This is a genomic window from Moritella sp., assembly GCF_013215705.1.
Taxonomy (GTDB): Bacteria; Pseudomonadota; Gammaproteobacteria; order Enterobacterales; family Moritellaceae; genus Moritella.
On record NZ_JABSQR010000010.1, the window covers coordinates 60,075 to 80,560 of the forward strand.

The 20,486-nt window shown below is 42.2% G+C and carries 2 protein-coding genes; both read left to right on the forward strand.

Annotation, left to right across the window (positions count from 1 at the left end; all coding sequences use genetic code 11):
- Nucleotide 1: 1 nt before the first annotated feature.
- The gene (locus HRT96_RS08220; protein ID WP_293154792.1) at nucleotides 2–6,724 is read left to right on the forward strand and encodes a non-ribosomal peptide synthetase; all 6,723 of its coding nucleotides are present in this window, start codon (nucleotides 2–4) and stop codon (nucleotides 6,722–6,724) included.
- Entirely contained in the window at nucleotides 6,721–20,367 is a 13,647-nt protein-coding gene (locus tag HRT96_RS08225) for a non-ribosomal peptide synthetase (protein ID WP_293154795.1), read from the forward strand. Before HRT96_RS08220 ends, HRT96_RS08225 begins: the two co-directional genes overlap by 4 nt.
- The last annotated feature ends 119 nt before the right edge of the window (nucleotides 20,368–20,486 follow it).

Consider the following 20,486-nt stretch of genomic DNA (forward strand, 5'->3'; position numbering starts at 1 on the left):
TATGAATCAGAATATAAATTCAATCAATATTGCAATGCGCTTGGCCAAATTGTCAAAAGAAAAAAAAGTGCAGTTTAGAGCCTTGTTAAAAGAAAAAAATATCGACAGTTGGCAATTACCTATTGTTGCTGCAGCAAGAGAAGATAAAATGGAAGTCTTGTCTAATGCTCAGCAGCGCCTGTGGTTTATAAACCACTATGAGCAAGGGAGTTCTGCCTATAATTTGTTTACGTGTTTAGACATAAAAGGTGATATTGATACTGGTGCGCTAAAATTAGCACTTCGAGAAGTGCTTAACCGCCACACTATATTACGCAGTACATATCATGTTGTAGATGGTAAACCGATGCAACGAGTCGAAGTTGACTATGCGCTACCATTTTGGGCTGAATCGGATGTGCCCAATTTAGAACAACGCAGTTTGGCCGTCGCTGATGCGGTATTTGATTTAGAAAACGAGCTACCTTTGCGTATCTATCTATTATCAGATAAGTCCAAGCAGACCCGTTTGGTGTTTGTTGCACACCATATCGCTTTTGATGCTTGGTCTGAAGCTGTGCTTGTTAAAGAATTCTCTGAATGTTATGCCCGTTTTACATCTCAGGGAAGCGCTCAAGCACCGTCTGTACCTGAACTACAATATGCTGATTTTGCGCTATGGCAACAAGAGTGGCTTGAAAGTGAAGCTGCAGAGTTACAATTAAAATATTGGGAAAAGCAGCTAATAGGAATGCCTGAGTGTATGCCTTTACCCCTTGATTTTCCTCGTCCTGACGTATTATCAAGAACCTATCAGGGGGCTGAAGTTCAACTTGATGTCCCTGACAACGTGTATCTTAAACTGCAGGATATGGTGAGAGAGCAAGGCACAACGCTTTATTCAGTGATGCAAGCAGGCTTTTCATTACTATTAAATAAACTGGGAGCAGGCCAAGATATATGCTTAGGTACGTCGGTAGCGAGCCGTCAGCGTCCTGAGCTGGAAAGCATGATTGGCTTTTTGGTTAACACGCTTGTTATTCGCCATCAGCTACAAGATAAGCAAAGTTTCAGACAGTTAATTGACCAAGTGTCAGAAACAACTCGGGAGGCGTTTGAGCATCAAGAGTTACCTTTCGATTTGGTTGTCGATAAATTGAATATTCCTCGAGGTAAAGCGTGGAGCCCATTGTTCCAAGTGCTTTTCGTTCATCGTAATGTTCCTCGTCAAGCACTCCAACTGGGGGAACTGGAATTAACTCAGGTACCGCACCAGAGTAACCGTGCTCGTTTTGATCTCACGTTACGCCTTACTGAAGATGATAATAAGTTGAGATTAGATTTAGAATATAGCCGTGAACTATTCAACGACGAAACGGTTGTTGACTTATTAAATCGATATTTACAGCTATTAAGTGCGTGTTTAAGTACGCCAGATACGCTGATCGATATAGATCCGGCTTTAGCTGTAAAAAGTCCTGTTGCACAGTCATTATCACATGATGCTACCGCTAATCACGCGTTAACGACGGAACAAGAATTACAAATAACGAATCAGTTGATTGCTCTATTCACTGATATGCTAGGGCGTGAAGTTTCTGCGGATGACAGTTTCTTTGAGCTCGGTGGTGATTCAATTCTAAGCTTACAATTGGTCGCTAAAGCCAAAAAATCAGGTTTAACCTTGACGCCTAAATTATTGTTTAAGGCGCAAACACCGCAAGCGATAGCCGCTGCAATAATCGCCGAATTACCAACTAAAACTGTGCCGACTGTAACAAATATACCTTCGCAGTTACCGGCCTTACTTGCTGCATTTAAGCAGTTGCTTGGTAATCAAGCGTTAACGGAGAAGGACAGCTTTTTTGAGCATGGTGGTGACTCTATCCTTAGTCTGCAGTTAGTCGCGAAACTAAAAAAACAAGGGATTAAAGTTACGCCAAAGCAGGTTTTCGCACTGCAAACGCCTTACCATATCGCACAAGCTCTCGCTGCTGAGGAGGGGCCGTCCGAGATTATAGGCAATGAGTTATTGAACGATAATAACAGTAGTCCATCTGAATATCCGATGGCGCCTATTCAGCATTGGTTTTTTGAACAACAGCTTAAGCATGCCGCTCATTGGAATCAATCGGTACTCTTGAGTCACGATAACGTGTTAGACGTTACTTGTTTTACTAAAGCCGTAGAACAAGTGTTAGCAACGCATCAGCAATTAGCGATGAATTTCACACCGACTAAAAATAGCGATTATCAGCAGTTTATTGGCAATCATCAGGTTGAAGTTTGTTCACACACTATTCATAGCGAAGCATTGCAATCTCAATTATCAAGTCTGCAAAGTACGTTATCACTGAGTGGAACTGCACCTATCCGAGTCGATTTATTTAAGTTAAGTGATCAACCACAAGGACGTATTTTATTTACGGCCCATCATTTGGTTATCGATGCTGTTTCTTGGCGTATATTGGTTACGCAAATTTGGCAAACTTACCAGTTATTGAGTCATGGGCTTTCTACTGATGGTTCGTTAGAAACATACCAAACCACATCTTATCAAGCATGGGTTGATGATTTATTACAGTGGCCTGAACATAAGATCAAGGCGGCACGTGATTATTGGTCGCCGATGGCAAGCGAAGCTCAAGAAATGCAACAAGCTTGGGTGTCATTGCCGATGAATAACTTAGACAATGCCCAAACAATTGAAAATCATATCCGCGATGTTGATGTTATTGAAGTCAAACTACCTGCTCACTTGACTGAAAAATTGATTTCTAAGTCCTTGTCTGCTTACCAACTAAAAATTGATGAATTAATGCTAGCTGCTGTGACATTCGCAATGTCGCAATGGCGTGGTTCTAATACAATGTTGATTGAACTAGAAAGTCACGGGCGTCATCATGATGACCTCGATTTATCACAAACGATAGGTTGGTTCACGAGTCGCTATCCAGTGTTATTAGCATCTATTGATAATTGTTCATCAGATTTACTGATGCGTCAGCATATTCTGTCTATTAAAGATCAGTTACGCGCAGTGCCTGATTATGGGCAAGGTTTTGGTGTGCTGAAGTATCTGCATAATGAAGTGACGGAGCTTGTTACACCTGCTTTAGTATTTAATTATCTTGGTCAAATTGATAAAGGCATGATGAGTCAAGGCGTTGGACTCGCGCCTGAGCAAATTCCTAATCAACGCCACGGCGATAATACTCGACCACAATGGTTAGACTTAAATGCAATGATTACCGGCGGTAAATTAAATATGCGCTGGAATTATAATACCTTGGTGAATACAAAAGATGAGATCAAGTTGTTGGCATTGACTGTCATCGAGTACTTGTCAAAAATGATTGAACATTGTGAGCATACTGATAATGCGATATCAAAATCTGAAGTACCATTATTGACGTTAACCCAACCCGAGCTTGATAGCTTAGTAGACTTAATACCAGCCCCCCAAGACACCATTAAGGATATATATCCTTTAACGCCGTTACAAAATGGCATGTTGTTCCACACATTGTCAGAACAAAGCTTAGGTATGTATGTAAACCAAAGTCTGGTTGAACTAGATGGAGAACTTGATGTTAAGGCATTAGAATCTGCTTGGCAGTGGGTAATCAATCAACATGATATGTTACGTACAGGTTTTATTTGGCAACAACTAGATGAACCTATTCAATATGTTGTTAAAGAGTCACAAGTTGATTGGCAAAATATTAATTACCTTGGAAAAATAACAAGCGAAGCAGAAGCTGAATTGAAGGTATTAGCCGAACAAGAGGTTGATACCGGGTTTGAGTTAAATAAAGCTGGCTTGATGCGTTTTAAATTAGTGAGATTAGCAGAAAATCATCACTGTCTAATTTGGACTCGACATCATTTAATTGTGGATGGTTGGTGTACTAATTTGGTTATAAGAGAAGTACAACAAGCGTACCTTGCTATATGTGCTAATCGTACCCCCGCTATTTCGAACCGCCCACCGTTCCGAAATTTCATTGAATGGTTAGATAATCGAGAACTTAAGGAGAGTGAAGCATATTGGCAGCACTGTCTGAATGGTTATGAAACGATGGCGAGATTGCCTAGACCCTTTAATAGTCATTCGGGTGTCTCTCAGCAAACTGAACATTTATCAATAGAACAGACAGCGTCACTGAAGTTATTAGCCGCGAAAAATCGCTTAACATTGAATTCGCTTTGCCAAGCAGTATGGGCGTTAACACTGCAACGATATACAGGCAGTAATGATTTAGTCTTTGGTGTTACGAGTGCAGGTCGACCCGATGATTTGGCTAATGCGAATGATATCGTCGGTGTGTTTATTACCAGTATTCCACTTAGAGCACAACTTTCGGGTGAACAGAACTGGGTTGATTTAGCGCTTCAGCTGCAAGAACAAATGGCTGAGAGTCGAGAGCATGAACATGTTTCTTTGTCGAATATTCAGCGTTTAACGGGTCATCAAGTAGACTTATTTGATAACTTGCTAGTATTTGAAAATTACCCAGCAGATAAACAACCAATCGATCGCAGCCTCACATTAGCGGTACGTGAAACGACAGAGCGGAATAATTACCCGCTGACGATGATTATTATTCCACACCAACGCCTTGATTTTAGAATAGTCAGTAATAATAGTCAGTTAGATTCAAGTATTGCGAATGCGTTACTTGCTGACTTTATGACGTTATTAGCGACATTAGCAAAAGGTGATAGATCTGAACAAACAGGTGACGCATTAAGTTGTAAGGGGCTAGTTGATGAGCTAAATACTCATTCTGAGCAATCTCCAGCTTGGTTATTGAACCAAACTCAGTATGACTTTAGTCATCACCCCGATACGCTTTCTGCATGGCTTGAGCAACAAGCTCAGCTGACACCAGATGCAATAGCGTTAGTTTGTCAGCCTCAGGGACATGAGCAAGACATGGTATTAACTTATGCCCAATTACACGAAAAATCGGCTCAGTTAGCACATTACTTAATTAATGAACACGGCTGTAAATCAGAAGATAAAGTGGCTGTTTGCATGACGCGTTCACCACAAATGGTGATCAGTTTATTAGCTATTTTAAAAGCGGGTTGCGCTTATTTACCACTTGATCCCGAGCACCCATCACAACGTTTAGCTTATATTGCGGAAGATGCGAATGCAAAAGTAGTATTAACGCTAGAAACATGCCGCAATACGTTATCGAGTGAGCTTCAAAAAACGGCCGTTATTGTGGATGCAGAATTGAAGATCTGTGCGAGCTACCCAACGACGGCACCTAAAGTTTGTATTTCACCAGCGCAGCTAGCGTATGTGTTGTATACATCTGGCTCAACGGGTCAGCCTAAAGGTGTTGCGATTCCTCATGCCGGTATTGTTAACCGTCTGGCTTGGATGCAGCAGCAATATACATTAACAGATCAAGATGTGGTGTTACAGAAGACACCTTATAGTTTTGATGTATCTGTTTGGGAGTTTTTCTGGCCGCTAATTACGGGCGCAAAACTGGTTGTTGCAGAACCGAATGCACATAGAGACAGTGCGCGCTTAGCTGCAATTATCCAGCAGCATCAGGTCACTACTATTCACTTTGTCCCTGCGATGTTGCAAGCATTTCTTGACCACTCTACGGTGAGTGATTGTCGTTCGCTCAAACGAGTCATTTGCAGCGGTGAAGCTTTACCTTATCAACTACAGCAGCAATTTTTCCAAAGCTTTGATGCTCAGCTACATAATTTATATGGCCCAACGGAAGCCTCTATTGATGTGACTTTTTGGGACTGTCGAAGTCAAGATATCCCAAATGTCGTTCCGATTGGTCATCCTATTGCCAATATGCAAACTTGGATCCTGGATGAGGCACTAAATACTGTCCCTGTCGGTGTCGAAGGAGAGCTTTATCTCGCAGGGGTTGGTTTGGCGCGAGGTTACTTAGGCCGTGATGACTTAACGGAAAAAGCATTTATTGCGAATCCGTTTGCCGTAGAAGGCGCTAATACGGACGCTCAATTTAGTCGTCTGTATCGCACTGGTGATATTGTGCGTTATCGACCTGATGGTGCAATTGAATATGTGGGACGAGCTGATTTCCAGGTGAAAATTAGAGGGTTACGTATTGAGCTAGGGGAGATTGAAGCCTGCATAGCTGAACATCCCGAAGTGAAAGAAGTTGTCGTGATTGCTCGCCGTAGCGGCGAGACTAATGATTATTTAGCCGCCTATGTTGTGGCAGAAGAGACATCTGAGGGGCCGCTGGATGACTTGTTGATGTGGCAGGCATTCCTACTCACCAAACTGCCTGATTATATGATGCCGACGTTTGTGACTGTGTTAGCACAAATGCCCGTGACCAATAACGGCAAGATAGATCGTTCTGCATTACCTGAACCTAAATCATCTGGTCACGCTTTTGTGGCACCAGCAACCCCGACAGAGCATAAAGTCGCTTTATTGTGGCAAGACTTGTTAGGTGTCGAAGCGGTTGGACGAACAGATAACTTCTTTGCGTTAGGCGGACATTCATTATTAATCACGCGTCTTGTTAATCAGATAAATAATATTTTCAGTTTAAATATTAGTCTAACGGATGTGTTAGCCATGACGGTGCTTGAACAGCAAGCAAGTTACATCGATATGCTGATGGCACAATCTCAACAACAGTCACAATCACAATCACAATCACAATCACAATCACAATCACAAATTGAATCTGAAGAGCAATGGGAGAGTTTTGAGCTATGAGTATTGCGGTTTATATTACAGAGTTATTTCAGCGCAATATTCGTATTAGCCTTGAAAATGGAAAATTAAAAGTGGACGCCCCGAAAGGGGCTATAACGACTGAGATTAAGCAAGAATTAATGAGCAAAAAACAGGCGCTTATTGATTATTGGCAAGAGCAGCAAAATATTAGCCAATTGCCTGCGCTAACCGCTGTAGATCGTAGTCAACGTGATTTACCTATGTCATCAGCGCAGCAACGATTGTGGTTTTTACAGCAGCTTGAACCAGAGAGTAGCCAATACAATGTGAATGCATTATTGGCGTTAAAAGGTAACGTGAATACGGTATTATTACGCCAAGCCTTTGCTGATTTGGTTATTGATCATGAGATCTTTTATACTGCATTTGCAGAGAAAATGGGGCGTGCTGATGTACAACTTCTGTCGCCTGAATTAGTTGCAGATGCGGTAAAAATTGATGAGATAAACTTGCAGCATTGTGATCAAAATATTGAACACAAAGATTATCAAGATGCCATTAAACAGGCGATGTCAGCACCGTTCAACTTGGCTGAACCGCCGTTATTTCGTTTAGTTCAATTGAAGATGAGCGATAGTTTGTCGCATTTGGTACTTAGCTTTCACCATATTGTTATTGATCATTGGTCGTTACAATTATTAACTAAACTTTTATTACAAAAATATAAAGCAGTACAAAAATGTCAGAATAACGTGGATAGTTTGGGTTGTGATAAAGGCGTTACGCAGCCAAAAACTGTATTGCAATATTTAGATTATGCGCATTGGCATAATCAATTATTAGCAGGAGATCATTATCAAAAGTTAAAAGATTATTGGCTACAAACGTTAGGTACTGAGGACTATTGTTTAAGTTTGACGACTGATCATCCTAGAACGTTAGACACAGGTCATCAGGGTGCTAGGTATAGTATAACGTTGGAACATGAAACGTTTACCGCTTTAAAGGAAACGAGTCTTGCACTCGGTTGTACACCCAATACAATATTGTTAGCAGCATACCAGTGGTTATTGGCTCGTCACTCGGGAATGACAGATATTCGAGTCGCTTGTCCAGTAGCTGAGCGTGGTCATGCTGATCTTGAGCATATGCTAGGCTTATTTGTAAATACGATGGTTGTCCGTGCAGAGTTGTGTTCTGGGATGACTGTGAGTGCTTGGCTAGCTGTTGTACATAAGTCGATATCAGGCGCGCAAAAACACGCTGCGATGCCATTCGAAAAACTTGTTGATGAACTCAGCGATTCCCGCGAAGGTGAGCACGAGCCACTTGTACAAACAATGTTTAATTATCTCGCGGTTGATGCAGCTGAGTCTGTCATGATTGATGACATGCGTGTTACCGCATTGGCGATACCTGAATTTCAGGCAAAATTTGATTTATCATTATTCGTGGTTAATGATGGACAGGGAATTAACCTATCATTCCAATATAAAACGCAATTATTTGAATCTAGCACTATCGCACGATTAGCTGAACAGTATATTTCAGGGCTTAAGTATCTATTGTCAGCGCAAGATAAACCGCTTGCGAACCATTCCGCACTTTCTGCTCAAGAGTGGCAACAGCAGCAACAATGGAATGCCACTAACACCGCGTTCGATACACCTGCGACCTTGACCGACGCTTTGATTGCACAGCAACAAGCAACACCAAGCAATATAGCATTACGCTACCAATCGCTTAGTTGGACCTACCAAGAACTCGGCGATAGAGTCAACCAGCTAGCAAATTGGCTGGTGGAACAAGGCTGCCAACCAGAAGATAAAGTGGCGATATGCATGACCCGTTCACCGCAAATGGTGGTGAGTATTTTAGCTACAGTAACAGCGGGATGTGCATATTTACCGTTAGATCCAGAACATCCTCAGCAACGCATTGATTATATTTTAGATCACGCGAAACCGTGTGTGATTTTAGCGATGCCTGAATTTAAACAAGGATTATCCGAGTCAAATCAGTCTCATAATCTATGGGTGTTGGATGATTCATTTAGCTTGATTGCATCACAAAGCACAGCGTTTAAAGCGTCATCTAATGTCAGCAGCCAGCTTGCCTATGTGCTGTACACATCGGGTTCGACGGGACAACCGAAAGGTGTCGCTGTACCGCATAGTGGCGTGATGAATCGAATCGCGTGGATGCAGGCTGAATATGGCTTGTCTGCAGATGATATCGTGTTACAAAAAACCCCTTATAGTTTTGATGTATCAGTATGGGAATTCTTTTGGCCATTAATGACGGGGTCAACACTGGTATTAGCGGGGGCTGGTGAGCATAAAGACAGTCAACGACTGATTGAGTTAATCAATGAGTACAAAGTGACCACGCTGCATTTTGTGCCTGCGATGTTACAGGTTTTCTTAGATAACCCAGATGCGAATAGCTGTGTATCTTTATCGCGTATATTCTGTAGTGGTGAGGCTTTACCCTATCAATTACAGCAGCAATGTCTATCTAGTTTAACGGCTGAATTACATAATCTGTATGGTCCAACGGAAGCTTCTATTGATGTGACTTATTGGGATTGCCGCAAGCAACATATTAAAGATGTGGTCCCGATTGGCTTTCCTATCGCAAACATTCAAACTTGGATCTTAGATAGTGAATTGAATCCTGTACCCGTCGGGGTTAGTGGTGAGTTATACCTTGCTGGTATTGGTTTGGCTAGAGGATACTTGAATCGTCCAGACCTTACCGCAGAAGCCTTTATTCCTAATCCGTTCGCTGAGTCTGGCGCTATTGGCGATGCCCAATATAGTCGCTTGTACTGTACTGGAGATGTAGCTCGTTATCGTCACGATGGCAGTATTGAATATGTAGGGCGCGCCGATTTTCAAGTGAAGATTCGTGGATTACGTATTGAGTTAGGTGAAATTGAAGCACGTATAGCAGAGTTAGATGCGGTTAAAGAAGTTGTGGTTATGGCACGTAAAGAGGAACAAAGTGCAACATACTTGGCTGCTTATGTTGTTGCATCTGACCGTAAAGCATTACCGGAACTTGATGAGTGGCAAACGCTGCTCTCAGCATCACTGCCTGAATATATGATCCCAACAGTGTTTGTCGCTTTGGACGAAATGCCGTTGAGTCAAAATGGTAAAGTGGATCGTAAAGCACTTCCACAACCTGATTTAGCTGCGCTAAATAGCAGTGATTATATTGCACCTACTTCTAGCAACGAAAGTATTTTAGTCGATATTTGGCAGTCTCTATTAAATATCAAGCAGGTTGGGATTAATGATAACTTTTTCGCTATTGGTGGTGATTCCATTATTAGCTTGCAGGTTGTTGCTCGCGCGCGTGAAGCAGGGTTAACACTGCAACCAAAAGATATTTTCCGTCACCAAACGGTCAAAGCATTGTCCGCGGTAGCAACACAAGAAGCTCAAGTCAGTTATAACCAAGATGATGTTTATGGCGATATCCCGTTAACGGCGATACAAGATTGGTATTTAGCGCAACCTTTGCATAATCCTAACCAGTTTAACCAAGCGATTTTATTGGCAAGTAATAATGACATAGTGCCTGAATATCTACAGCAGGCGCTAACACATCTTGTATTATCTCATCCTATGCTGGCTGCTCGATTTATGGAGTCTAAAAATAAGCAAGGACAAGCTTGGACACAAAATACGTCTATTGATGACGAAATGACGATAGCATTCAATGTTATTGATTTTTCTGATTGTGGCTCGGTACAGAAACAGGCTGAAATAACCAAATTATGTCAACGTGAGCAGACGCAGCTACAGCTACAAACAGGTGCGGTTTTCCGTGCATCATTACTACGTTTTGGATCTTTGCAAGATGGACGTACGGACTATCGCTTACTGCTTGTTGCCCACCACCTGGTTATCGATGGTGTATCGTGGCGGATCATATTAGATCAACTCAGCCATGATTATCAGCGTCTAGAACGCGGCGGAAAATTGGCCGATATCGTCTATCAAACCACCCCCTTTAAACGTTGGGCTGAACAAGGACTGCTGCAATCGATAGATGCTGAAGGCGTGGCACTTTGGCATGCATGGGTGAGCAATACCATGAATAGACAAGCGATTAAGTCACAGTTACCGCTTGATCGTATTGTTAACAGTTTCCAACCTGGAGAGCAGGCTAATCAGCGATTTAGTTTAAGCTTAGCGCATTCTGAACGCTTGTTACGTGAGGCTGGACAACCTCTTCGCGCTCGTATTGATGAATTATGTTTAGCTGCGCTGTCTAAAACATTAACTGAGTGGACCACAAATCCCAATCATTTGATCAACCTAGAAGGTCATGGTCGCGATCTATTAGATATGGATGTGAGCCAAACCGTTGGTTGGTTTACGCGTTTATATCCAGCAGTACTTAGCGCTGAACCAAATAGCTGGCGAGAACAGATATTACAAACTCGTCGTCAACTCAGTGCGTTACCGGAGCAGATAGTACCTTTTAGTTTAGCGCAGCCTTTGCTTACTACACAGGTTAAACCACAAATCGTATTTAATTATTTAGGTCAGCTTGATACTCAGCAAGGCTTTATGCAGAAAGCGCCTGAACAATTATCTGAATTTAGAGACCTAGCTAACCCATTAGCGTGGTTATTAGAAGTAAATGTCTTTATGCAAGCAGGGTTGTTAAAGGTTAATCTGCAATATGCACAACAGGCCTTTTTACCTGAAACGATTGAATATTTAGCCCAAGCATACCAAAGCCATTTAGAACATATGCTTAATGAGCTCTGTGGGGTGAATCAAGTTAGCAATAATCTTCAATGTTTACCGGGTGCGATTGCGGCTGATTTTCCACTTGCCAACATCACTGATATCCAAGCTCAAACGCTCGTTGAGAAATATAGCAACCAAGTTGTGGAAGATCTCTACCCGTTGACACCGGTGCAACAAGGCATGTTATTCCATTGTTTAGATCACAGTGATGCTTACATTAGCCAAAGTATCGTTAAATGCGAAGGTGAGTTAAATACGTCGGTCTTTGCTCAAGCTTGGCAGGCGGTTGTCGATAATCACCCCGCATTACGCACCGAATTGGTTATCGATGGTGTTGATGAACCGCATCAAGTTGTACTAAAACAGGCTGATTTATCTGTTGTTGAATACGATTGGCAGGGGCTTTCTGTTGAACGTAAAGCCGAAGCCCTTGCTGAATTACGTAATACCGAGCTAGCCGCTATCGAGTTGGATATCGCGCCATTAATGCGAGTTGCTTTAATTTGTCATGCTAAAGATGACTTCCAATTGGTCTGGACTATTCACCATTTGATTATGGATGGCTGGTGCTTGAATTTATTGGTCAGTGAAGTCATGCAAGGGTATGCTTTATTGTCGAATAAAGAGCCGAATCAAAAGTCGAATCCAGAATCTAACCCTTTGCAAAAAATAGAACCCGCGGTGCCGTTTAGCGACTTTATGGTTTGGTTACAGAAGAGAGATGAAACTGCCGCCGAGGATTATTGGCGTCAGCAATTAGCCGGTATTGAACAACCTAATAGGTTACCTGCAGCATATGTACAACCTGTTTCTAACACTTGTCTACCAGAGGAATGTTATAGCATTTCACATCATATGATTGGTGAAGATAAATCTCGTCAGCTAGATGCACTTTGCCAACATCATGCGCTGACCTTAAATACGATGATTCAGGGATTATGGGGAATGGTTCTGTCCCGTTATATGGGGAGCCTTGATATTGTTTATGGTGTTACCACCTCTGGTCGCCCCGCTGATTTACCGGGTGCAGACAAAATACTGGGTGTATTTATTAATACATTACCTCTGCGCCTAAAGCTAGACACAGAGAGGAAATTAGGTGATTGGTTAACTGATATCCAGACTGAAAATCTCACAATGAGAGACTTTGAACAGACGCCTTTGGCTAAAATTCATCGGGTGACATCGGTGCCTCAAGAAATGAGCTTATTTGAAAGTTTGTTAGTGTTTGAAAACTTACCAGCAAGTGATAATAAACCTCAAGAAGGTTTGTCTTTAGCATTGGAAGAACATCATGTACGGAATAACTTCCCACTGACCTTACGTGTAGTGCCAAAAACAGAGTTACAATTTGATCTATTGATTGATAGAGAAAGGGTCGATTTAGCGCTTGCGACGCAAATGGTTACTTCGTTAATACAACTCATTGAGATGGTACTGACGGAGAAGAATGCGCTTGATAAATCGTTAAATGCACACTTAACCGGTTTAGTTTCTGGTTTAACCGTGGTCAACTTACCTGATGCTCCGGTAGGGACCTTATTAGAACGGATCAGATGTCAGCCTGCAGAGACCCCGGCGTTGCTATTTAGTCAAGATGATAGTCAATTGAGCATGAGTTACCAACAACTTATTGCTCAGGCCGGATTACTCGCATCTAAGTTACCGGAACTCAACAATAAAGAGTCTGTTATTGCGATATGCTTACCACGTCAACAAGAACAAATTATTGCTATGTTGGCGGCGTGGTGGAAAGGGGCCGCATGGTTATGCATTGATGCTGAGCTACCTGTCGAGCGTATTAAATACATGCTTGAGGATGCGGGTGTTGATTATGTACTTGGTATTGAACAGCCTGAATATTGGCAACAACTATCGACCCCTTGGTTCGATGTTTCATCTGCAGCCTTGATTCAAACCACGGGCGCTGTGGCCAGTATAATCCCTGCCACCCCATTGAATATGTCTGATACTGCGTATGTAATTTATACTTCGGGTTCAACGGGGCAGCCTAAAGGCGTAGCGGTAAGCCATGGTAATGCGCTTAGTTATATTGATGCATTTTTCGCAAGAATTGATATTGCAAGTGATGCCAGTATGACGACGCTCGCTACCGTCTCTGCTGATTTAGGGCTTACTTCGGTACTTGGTGCATTAGCAACGGGTCGAGCCTTAATGCTGATACCCGCTGAATTGAATTTCAACCCACCTGAACTGGCTGAATATTTGGCTCGTTATCCTGTGGATGTATTGAAAATTGTACCTTCCCATCTAAAAGCAATGTTAGCCGTAGATGAACCAGAGCGGCTATTACCGCGTCAGTGTCTTATTTCTGGTGGTGAGTCTTTGACTGAAGAGCTGGTAACATGGTTATCCAAGCAAGCACCTAAGATGACGATTGTTAATCACTATGGACCGACGGAAGCGACGATTGGTTGTATAGCTAAAGTTATCAAGAATGAAGAACCAGTATTACTCGGTAAACCATTAAGTAATAGCACTGCGATGGTTGTTGATGGTCATGGCATTCCCGTTGCGCAAGGTGTGGCTGGTGAATTATGGCTTGCAGGACATGGTATTGCGAAAGGCTACTTGAATAAACCCGAGCAGACGGCGATTAGTTTTGTCAATATTCCGCTTATGCCTGAGCTAGGTCAAGAAGGTGAAGAGGTTGGTTCTATACGTGTTTATAAAACTGGCGACAAGGTTTACCAAACACAAGAAGGTGAACTTGTTTACCTGGGTCGAATGGATGATCAGGTTAAGATCCGAGGTTATCGAGTTGAATTGAATGAGGTTTCAGCGCAACTATTAGACATTGATATGTTAGTGGATGCAATTGCGGTCGTTGTTCCGGGTCCATCAGGAAACCGACTGGCAGCCTGTATTGTTCTGAATGAAGTGATGCAGGGAGGACTTAGTGATAGTGCGTTACTAGACAAAATTAAGCACCAGTTATCAAGCATGTTACCTGATTACATGGTGCCTACTCTGTGGCACGTTGCTAAATCGCTACCCTTAAATCGTAATGGTAAAGTTGATCGTCAACAAGTGATAGCGCTGCTGAATACGCCTGTTAAGGCTGAGCTTAGTCAAGTCAAAGCCGTTGTTGAAGAGTCCAAATCAACAAGCGATGTTATGACTGAACTTTGGCAAGGTTTATTAGGTTGTGAAATAGCATTAAACGACAATTTATTCAGCTTAGGCGCTGATTCAATAGTCTGTTTACAATTTATCGCTAAAGCGCGTAAACATCAGTTTAAATTTACACCGAAGCAAATATTTAACGCTCCTACGGTCAGTGAGTTAAGTCTATTGGCTGACAAAATGATTGCGAAAGTTGTGATTGAGTCAAAAGAAAGCATCACAGTGAACATACCTGTTAAGGCTGAAATTAACCAAGTCACAATGGTTGTTGAAGACGCGAAATCAACAAGCGATATTATGACTGAACTTTGGCAAGGTTTATTAGGTTGTGAAGTCGGATTAAACGACAATTTATTCAGCTTAGGCGCAGATTCAATTGTATGTTTACAATTTATCGCTAAAGCGCGTAAACATCAGTTTAAATTTACACCTAAGCAAATATTTAATGCGCCTACGGTCAGTGAGTTAAGTCTATTAGCTGAAAAAATGATGACGAAAGTTGTGGTCGAGCCAAAAGAAAGTATCACTGTAGATAGCGTTGTTCCTGTTTCTTTACCTATCGAGTCTGATTTATTACCTATCCAGCATTGGTTCTTTGAAGTTGAACAACCTGTTATGCATCACTGGAATCAAGCAGTGATGTTAAAATTACCGGAACAAGTTGACCATAGCGCAATGGCTCAGGCAATTGACGCAATAGTGACAAAGCATCCAGCTTTAGCTGCAAGGTTTACTTTTGATGAGAAACATCGTCAGTACCGCCAGTTGGATAGTGGTGAAACCGCAGGTATTTATGCCGCTTTTGATAATCAGCAATTAGCTAATATTGATAGTTTGGTACAGGCATGTCAGCAAAGTTTAAACTTAACATCTGGTCCATTATTTAAAGTTGTCACGTTCAACTTACAAGATGGTAGTGCGCGATTATTACTGATTGCTCATCACCTTGTCGTTGATGGTGTATCTTGGCGTATTATTGGTCATGATCTGCAGCGAGCCTATCAAGCTTACCTCAGTGGTGAGTATATAGAACTAGGTTCAGAACATATGTCGATGGCAGAATGGCAACGAAGCTTAACCCATTACCCTAAAGATAAACTAGATCTGGCTAGACAGTTCTGGCTTCCTATGGCGGCTCGTTCTTTGGATGGCATACTTATTCCTGGAGCACAAAATGGCACGATTGCTGAGTCAGAAAAAATAGAGCAGATCTTTAGTACGTCGTTAACTCAGTCACTCATCGAGATGGGTATTATTGAACAACGTTCTGGCTGCGAAGTTGCGATGCTTACGGCGTTATCAACAACGTTATGCGAGGTATTTAATAAAGATAAGGTAATGATTGAATTAGAAGGACATGGCCGTTATCCATGGCTTGAAGATCAAGACCTTAGTGAATCGGTTGGGTGGTTTACAACGCGCTATCCGGTTTCATTTAATGCTGAATCTTGTTCGTTATCAGCTGTCGGTAAATCGTTATCTCAAGTGCCAGATCAAGGTCTTGGTTATGGCGTACTACGTTATTTACAACAAGAGTTCGCTTTTGAACATCCACAATTGGTCTTCAATTTCCTTGGGCAAGTGGGAACAAATAGTAGTGAATGGCAACTTGTTAGTAATGGCTCTGGTCAGTCTCGCCATCCATCAAGCATTCGTCGTCAGCTCATTGACGTAACTGCGCAAATTAGAGATGGCCAGTTGCAAATATCATGGCAATTCCCTGGTGTGCTTAACAACAAATTAGCTGGGTTAGTTAAGTTATTTGAGGAGAAACTCAGTAACCTTATAGCACCGACATTAAATCCACATTATGCGCTAACACCAATGCAGCAGGGCATGTTCTTACATAGCTCATCTTCGTCAGAATCTTTGTATTTTAATCAAACAGTGGTAGAACTGAATGGCGAATTAGATACTTCGGCATTCATTCAAGCATGGCTGCAAACTGTCAATGCTGAACAAGCGCTAAAAGCGGTATTTGAGGAAACCAGTAATGGAGAACCAGTACAGTGGTTTGCTAAGGACGCAGAATTACCCGTTCATCGTTATAACTGGCTCGGTTTAGATAAAAGGGAACAGCAACAGCGTCTTGATGCTTTGTGTATAGAAGATCGCGCGCAAGGCTTTAATCTAGCTCAGCCACCTTTAATGAGATTGCACTTGATCCATATAGCCGAGGGACAGTATTGGTTAATTTGGAGCCGTCATCATTTAATCGTCGATGCTTGGTGTTCTTCATTAGTGATTAAAGATGTACTGCATCGTTATTTGAATTTAACTGGGCAAGTACTTTCAACGCCGCCGGTACGCCCGCAATTTGAGCTATACCTTAATTGGTTAGCGCGTCAAGATATGACACAAAGTCACCAGTTTTGGCGTGACCAATTAGCCGATTTTAATACACCGTTAGTATTAGCTAAAGGCAATCAAGATGATGGTTTTTATCTTGATGATTATAAGTTGTCAGCGTCATTAACTCAAAATATCAAAGATATGTCCAAGCGCGAAGGGGTAACGCTGAATGCGGTTATCCAATCGGCTTGGGCATTAACGTTGGCACGACATAGTGGTAAGCATGATGTTGTTTTTGGAATGACGTCATCGGGTCGACCTGCAGATCTTGAGCAGGCTCAGCAGATCATTGGTATTTTTATTAATACGCTGCCTGTTCGAGTTAACCTTATTGAGACAATGACAGTGCCACAGCTACTGCAAAATACTCATCAACAAGGTGCAGAATTACGAGAACATGAATATACGCCATTGGTTGATATTCATGCTCAAAGTGAGTTGAGTGCAGGGCAAAGCTTGTTTGATACGTTATTGGTATTCGAAAATGAAGCTATGTCTGAATCATCTGAAATATCACAGCACTTATCTGTGCGCCCTTTAAGTGGATATGAGCGTAATAGCATTCCGCTAACGATTACCATTATGCCTGATCAGCAGTTGGTGTTCAGAGTCGGTTGTAATGGAGACAAACTTTCTTATATTGCATCTAAGCATATGCTGGCGAGTTTAGAGTCGATTTTGACCCAGATGGTTGAAGCAGAGTCTCAACCATTAGGCTTATTATTAGGTGCTGAGGGTGCCAGCGCTAGCAATGAATTTGTGGGTGAAAGTCAAAAGCAGTGGGCAGATAATTGGTGTCTTGAAAAGCAGATACTCAATGTTGCGAAATATTCGCCTGATGCTATCGCTATATGTGATCAAGATTGTGAACTCACTTATACGCAGTTGATAAGCAGAGTGACTCACCTTGCCCAGGCGCTTAGTGAGCGGGGTATTGGGGTGAATAGTTCAGTTGCAATTTGCCAGCAGCGAAATACCGAACTCCTCGTTTCATTATTAGCTGTTTTGTGGTCTGGCGCGGCCTATATCCCTCTCGATCCTAATCAACCAAGTGCAAGATTAGCATTGATTTTAGCGCAAGCAGAACCGGATATCATTTTAGTCGATGAGCAAGCTATCGAACTATCAACGGGGAGTGTACAGACGACGTTAGCATCTTTATTACAAAATTGTACGAAGGATGAATCATGGTTGGATGCACAACCATTACCGCACCCTGAACAATTGGCATACACGATTTTCACGTCGGGTTCGACAGGCATTCCAAAAGGCGTGCAAATTTCACGACGAGCGTTTGCTAATTTCCTACAGAGTATGATGGAAATCACAGGACTTAGTGCTAAAGATAAGCTACTTGCTGTCACGACTTTGGGCTTTGATATTGCTGGGTTAGAGCTGTTTTTACCTTTGCTTGTTGGTGGCCAAGTGGTGATGGCAAGTTATGATGCTTCACGTGATGGGCAGCAACTGGCAGAACTGATTAAACAGCAATGCATCACTGTTATGCAGGCAACACCGATAACGTGGCAAATGTTGACAGAGCAAGCATCTTTAAATTGGTCAAACCTCACCGTTATCACTGGTGGTGAGGCGCTACAGCCGTCATTAGCACAGAGTATTGTGGCAAAGGGGGCAAGGTTATTTAATGTTTACGGCCCAACAGAAACGACTGTTTGGTCATCAGCTGTAGCGCTAAATAAGCACAGTGCTGCACAACCACATTTAGGTTCGCCAATTGCAAATACTGATTTCTATGTATTGGATGACTGGTTCAATCCCGTTGTTAACGGTGTTGAAGGCGAGTTGTTTATTGGAGGCGAAGGTCTAGCTCGGGGTTATACTAACCAACCTAGTTTAACTGCAGAGGTGTTCATGCCCGATCCGTTTAGTACTATTGCTGGTGCAAGAATGTATCAAACAGGAGACGTGGTATGCATAAATAACCAAGGCAATATGGAATTTATTGGCCGAAAAGATTTCCAGATGAAATTGCGTGGTTATCGAATTGAAGCAGGGGAGATTGAGGCTATTTTAAACGCGTACCCAGGCGTGAAGGATGCCGTCATTCAACTTTGTTATGTCGACACGCCACATGCTTGTTTAGTGGGCTATGTGACTGCGATTCAAAGTATGCATCTTGATATTGGTTCGTTAATGGCTCAACTCCGAGACGCGTTACCATCTTATATGGTTCCGCAGTCCATTGTCGTATTAGAGGCAATGCCATTAAATGCGAATAATAAAATAGATCGTAAAGCCTTACCAAATCCGGAGCAAAGTACCAAGGTCGGATTACCGCCGAGTTCTGAAATGGAGCTTTGGTTAGCCAGCACATGGGGTAGCTTATTAGGGGGGGGATCGGTTTTTGCTGATGATGACTTCTTTGTTTTAGGCGGGAATTCATTACTTGCTGGGCGGATGATCGCATTATTAAAACAGCAGAAAAATATAAACCTGAATTTAACGCTGTTATTTCGCTATCCAGTGCTACGTGATCTTGCTGCCGCTATTATGCAGGTTGATAAATCAGAACTTATTTCAGCCTCTTCTTTAGTTGTAGCACTTAAACAAGGTGTTAATGACGATGGCCAACAGCAATCACCCTTATTTATATTTCACCCTGCAGGAGGCCACGTTCAGGCTTATGCGGAGCTAGTTGCGTCATTACCGCCTGAAAATACAGTATATGGTATTCAGTCACCTCAGTTACTTGATTTATCTTTAGTGCCAGATAGCGTTGATGAGTTTGCTAAATTGTATGTAAAAGCGTTGCAGTCTGTTCAACCTAAAGGACCCTACCGCCTATTGGGCTGGTCTTTTGGCGCATGGTTAGCGATTGCTGTAACCAATCAACTAGAAGCGTCTGGTCAGACTGTGGAGTGGTTAGGTATTGTGGATGCTAGAGCCGATGCGCATCGTGCCAAGCTTAACTTACCTGCGTTTCCAATAGTAGCAAGGTACCTAGCTTGTTTAGATAATGAGACTCGCGAGTTATTACTAGATAAATACAGGTTAGAATTAGGTTCGTTGGAAGCGGATTTACAACAAGTACAAACAGAGGAGAGAGATGACATTGCATTTGAATATTTAAGTGATTTATTGGCTATCCATAAGCCTCTGATTAATAGAGACTCGGGAGCCAGTGAAATGCATTATATGCAGATGAAACTGTTTATGAAATGTCACCTATTAATGCAAAGCCATAGATTACAGCCTGTTTCAGTTCCAATGGCAGTCTGGTGGGCGACAGGTACTTTAACCGATAGAGAGTATCAGTTAGGTGCAAAAGAGAATGAGTGGCAAGATTATGGCTCAGTATCGATATCTATATTGACTGGTGACCATCAAAGTATTATTCGTGACCCTTTGTTAACGAATGAGATTGCTAATTCGTTAGGCGTCATTTCGTAATATTACTTAGTCTCAGTTCGGTTTAAGTCATCGCCATTAATCCATTATTTTCTGAATGGGTAATGTTAAGCGATGACTTTTCTGGTTTTGGGTCATCATTGTTTCTGTTGTTAGCTGTG